The following is a 3,943-nucleotide window of genomic DNA, read 5'->3' as shown; positions in this document are numbered from 1 at the left end:
GGTGACATCGACTCGGGCGACCAGGCCCGACAGGGCGCTCTCGCACAGATCCACCGTCCGGCCCAGACTCTCGGCCAACTCCATGCACACCGCACCACTGTCGGGCGCGTCACGGCAAGCGAGCTCGGACGCGATCCCTGCAGCCGCGTCCACCAAATCCATGGTGGACATCGACTCCGCGTCATCCCGTCCCATGCTCGAACACATGCATGTATGTTATCGAACAACTTGATTGATCGACCGCTCTCGGTCGACGTAATATCGCTGCAATAATGTCACCTACTCGCCACGTCGGACTTGGTGTTACAGAAGATCAGTCAATGGCCCCCTGGGCGCGTAGGCGAAATGGGCGAAAAGTGAACTCTTTCTCATATGCGATGGGTGTTCCCTGAATGGTGCTTCTTTCGCGTTATATCGGCGCCGCGCACGACGCTAGTTCCTCGACCCGGGCGGCTAGGCGCTGCTGTTAAGCATGTGTAGGGTCGGGACTGTTCCATTACCACCGGAGACGACTCCGGCCTGCGGGACATGTCGAAGAGCAACGTCACTGGGAACGTCGGCGTCTATTCCTACGACAAAAGGAACCGGCTTGCAAAGGTCACGGGTGTTAGTGACCGCGGACTACGGCTGATGGTTGGGTGACGTTTTGTGATCAGCGGGACGGCGTCCATGGGGTGGTGGCCGGCCGCCTGGGCGGTCTTTTTGATCTTGGTGGTGTCATTGGTGCGGAAGAGGCTGAGGGCCAGGTTGTGCAGGGTGGCCACCTATGACCTTCATGTCGGTGATCGTGCCAGGTGACAGCTCCGCGATGACGGACGACGGGGCATTGTCGTTCGGGGTCACCCGGCTATCGATCTCCTTGGGACCGCTCACGGGGATCGGGCTCTGGATCACCGTGAACGATCGAGTGGAACGACGGGCGCAGCAACGCGATGATCCTGTCCGGCGGCGCGTCCCGCAGCCCGTCCAGGCCCAGCAGGTACCGCGCGATGACGGTCCCCAACGTCAGCGCGCCGATCAACCCCGTCCGCAGGTCCGCGTCCTCCTCCGGTATCACCTCGGCGGCCTGGCGTTGCTCGGCGAGCATCGCCTCGCGCACTTCCTTGGCGGCCTCGGGGTGGGCGAACATTGACCGAAGGGCCGCCAGGGCATCGACCGGCTCCGCCGTGATCTTCGCACTCAGCGCCGCCAGCAGCAGTTCAGCGACCTGCTCGGGGGTTCCGCCAAGGGGTTCGTGCCGGTCGACCACGGCGACCCGGGCGAAGAGCTTCTCCTTTGACTCGAAGTACCTCATGATCAAGCCGGGATCGGTCTTCGCCTCGGTCGCGATCGCGCGAATCGTCGTCCGGTCATAGCCGTGCTCAGCGAACAACCTGCGCGCCGCCGCCAGGATCCGATCCTGGGTACGGCGGCGCTGCTCAGCCCGGGAAACAGGTGCGGAACCCACCGGTTCAGTCTACATCCGTTGACTCGAGCTGGAGCCGGTGCTAGGTTTCAGTCAACACCCGTAGACCGAACATGGGGAATGATGTTTCAGACCATCGCGCTTTGCTTTCTCGCCGGCCTCATGGGCACCAATGCGCTGCCACACCTGATCAAGGGCCTCGTCGGCGAGGAATTTCCAACCGTGCTAGGGAACTCGCCCGTGCGCAACGCACTCGCGGGCCTGACCGGAATCCTGCTGACCGCCCTCTTTGTGCTCTGGGCCGATATGCCCAGCCACCCATGGACCGCCGCCATCTCCATCAGCATCGGCGCCTATGTGATGGCCACCTTCCATGGCCTTCGCGGCGCCTTCTGGCTGAACAGCGCCGCTGGCCGTTCCAACCCGGCCACGCCGGCGAGTGCGAGTCAGGGCGCACAGGGCGGCTAACGCAGCCAAGTCGATCGTTGATCGGTGGCCGTGACGCTTACGATCAGTGGGATGGTGCGCATGAGCGGCGGCCGATGGCCTGCACGGTCTGTTTGACCTTGGTGATGCCGTGGATGGCGAACAGACCGAGGGACAGGGGCCGATGCTCAAGGTTTTCGATGGTCCAATGGCCGCTGGTGTGGGCGGAGATGTCGGCTGCACTCATGCTGGCGCGGCCGGTGATGACCAGGGTGATTTCCTTGCTGTGTGGGCGTCCGGCCAGGTCGGCGGCGTTGTGCCGGATGACGGCGGGCCGGGCGGCATACGGCAGGCCGATACGTTCGCCAGTGTCGGCGGCCCAGGTGGTCCAGCGGTTGATCCGCCCATGGCCGCGCCCACATGGCCGGGTTCGGTGGCCGGCAGCGCACGGCTGGCGGCCAGGGCCGCCGCATGGAGCGAGGGCCGATTTCCCTTGATGGTCAACAGATAGTCGGCGTGGCGGTCTTCGACCAGGTAGCGGGCGGTCTCGACGCAGATGGGCGCGGCATCGGCGGTGACGAGGGCCCCACAGATGTCCAGGGGGCCAGCAGCGTGCCACTGGGTGGTCTCGGTTATGCCCTCGGGCATGGCGATCTGGCCCAGCACCACGGCGTGGCGACCGGGTACCCGATGGGTCATGGCCGAATCAGCCGGCCCTCATCGTTCCATGATCCTCGCAAGTCCTCGCCGTCCACTGCGATCGCCCACCCTTCCTGATCGCAGGTGGCGTTCTCACGCAGCCATGTCCGCACCACGCGGCCCAGCTCGTCGGCGTCCAGACCGATGAGCACCCGACGCAGGGTGCCTGCGCTCGGTGCCGTGAACCGGCAGCGGGCCCGCCCCCACCGGGCACCCAGCAGGCGCAGCAACCGTTGTGGCAGGTCAGCGGCGACCGACCCCAGCTCGCGGTAGTTGGCCGCTCCGGCCGGCGTCGCCACCACCGCCGTCCCCAGCACGCTATGAGCGGGTGCCGGACGCCGCGCGGGTCACGTGGATCGGTGAGACCGGTCAGCATCTTCAGCAGCGAACAAACCCCAAGCCGGGCATGCGAAAGAGGAGCAGGTCGGCGTTGCCTGTGGTTCGCCGTCCACAATGGTGCTGACCGGGTAAAACCCCTTGTCCTCGCAGGGAGGTTGCCGGGGCTCGCGCAGGTGCCTTGTCGCGCGATCGAAGGGGCTCTGTGTGGTCACAGGTGTGTGGCAGGGCTCTGCGCGGAGATCAGTGTGCGCAGGTCTTGGGCTGCGGGGAGGGTGCACGCTGGCCCGGGCAGGGCGTTGATGACTCGCCGGGCGTTCACTCGCACCCGTGCAATCCGCCGTTCTGGGGAAAGGTCCTGCATTATCTTGACGGCTTCGTTGAGCGCGTTAGACGGGTCGGTCGGCGCGTGGAGGATGGCCTCGTGCAGTTTGAGCTGTATTGAGGGGAACTCATACGATCGATACAGGCTCTGGGCGGTTGTTTGTGCCTTGTTGGCGCGTGATGCGTCGCCATTGATTGAGTAGACAAGGCTCTGAACCACCCTCAGAGTGCCCTCATGGTTGCGCCTGTCGGGTGTGAGTGGACGCTCAAGGAGTGCTTCGGCCTCTTGGAGTTCGGCGACTGCGGTAGCGTGATCGCCTGCTGCGGCGCTGGTTTCGGCCTTGACGACTGCCGAGTAGAGCGAAGGGGTCTTACCCGCGATGCTTCGGGCCTCTTCTGCCAGGTTCAGAAGGGCGGCGGGATTTTCGCGAGGATCACTCAGTCGCGTTGCCGCCTCCCAGCTACGGGTGACGGAGGCGAGGTAACGGTCTCCGGACGTGTCTGCCATGTCGCGTGCGGTCTTCCGCCATCGGAGTGCTTGCCTGCGAATTCCGAGTTCGGTCAGAGCGCCGGTGATCAGGAGCGCGTGTCGGGATGCGGCATGAGCGAGGTCACGCGCGGTTCGCTCTGGTTGCTTGCGGTGCAGGTGGGGTGCTAGAGAGCTTCAATAGCTGGGGTTACTGCTTTGCAGGTGGGTGTGGGCGAGGAGGCTGTTGAGCAGTGCGGGCCGATGCTGGATGCGTTTCAGGCGGG

8 protein-coding genes are annotated in these 3,943 nt (G+C 64.9%); 1 reads left to right on the top strand and 7 read right to left on the bottom strand.

The window, feature by feature from the left end:
- The 3 genes from E1291_RS43580 to E1291_RS39910 form a co-directional block, all read right to left on the bottom strand.
- Positions 1 to 207 (bottom strand): hypothetical protein (locus E1291_RS43580; protein WP_207401212.1); only part of this gene is annotated, 207 nt, incomplete at its 3' end.
- 362 nt (positions 208 to 569) lie between these two features.
- Positions 570 to 764, bottom strand: coding sequence for a hypothetical protein (locus tag E1291_RS39915; RefSeq protein ID WP_131743194.1), 195 nt, complete (start codon positions 762 to 764; stop codon positions 570 to 572).
- A gap of 83 nt (positions 765 to 847) precedes the next feature.
- Positions 848 to 1,447: a TetR/AcrR family transcriptional regulator gene (locus E1291_RS39910; protein WP_131743193.1), complete on the bottom strand. Its 600-nt coding sequence runs from the start codon at positions 1,445 to 1,447 to the stop codon at positions 848 to 850.
- A gap of 81 nt (positions 1,448 to 1,528) precedes the next feature.
- On the opposite strand from E1291_RS39910, the gene E1291_RS39905 reads away from it, so the two are divergent.
- Positions 1,529 to 1,873, top strand: coding sequence for a hypothetical protein (locus E1291_RS39905; protein WP_131743192.1), 345 nt, complete (start codon positions 1,529 to 1,531; stop codon positions 1,871 to 1,873).
- A 43-nt stretch (positions 1,874 to 1,916) separates the two neighbouring features.
- Here E1291_RS39905 and E1291_RS42895 read toward each other — a convergent pair whose 3' ends face one another.
- The 4 genes from E1291_RS42895 to E1291_RS39890 form a co-directional block, all read right to left on the bottom strand.
- Entirely contained in the window at positions 1,917 to 2,078 is a 162-nt protein-coding gene (locus E1291_RS42895) for a hypothetical protein (RefSeq protein ID WP_165495528.1), read from the bottom strand.
- Complete coding sequence (locus E1291_RS39900; RefSeq protein ID WP_131743191.1) at positions 2,075 to 2,530, bottom strand: hypothetical protein; 456 nt, start codon at positions 2,528 to 2,530, stop codon at positions 2,075 to 2,077. The genes E1291_RS42895 and E1291_RS39900 overlap by 4 nt, the downstream gene beginning before the upstream one ends.
- Positions 2,527 to 2,847: a transposase family protein gene (locus E1291_RS39895; protein ID WP_131743190.1), complete on the bottom strand. Its 321-nt coding sequence runs from the start codon at positions 2,845 to 2,847 to the stop codon at positions 2,527 to 2,529. The genes E1291_RS39900 and E1291_RS39895 overlap by 4 nt, the downstream gene beginning before the upstream one ends.
- Positions 2,848 to 3,077: 230 nt before the next feature.
- The gene (locus tag E1291_RS39890; RefSeq protein ID WP_131743189.1) at positions 3,078 to 3,698 is read right to left on the bottom strand and encodes a hypothetical protein; all 621 of its coding nucleotides are present in this window, start codon (positions 3,696 to 3,698) and stop codon (positions 3,078 to 3,080) included.
- Positions 3,699 to 3,943 lie beyond the last annotated feature (245 nt).

This window comes from Actinomadura roseirufa (assembly GCF_900659635.1).
Lineage (GTDB): Bacteria > Actinomycetota > Actinomycetes > Streptosporangiales > Streptosporangiaceae > Spirillospora > Spirillospora roseirufa.
This window is presented reverse-complemented; position numbering and strand designations above follow the sequence as displayed.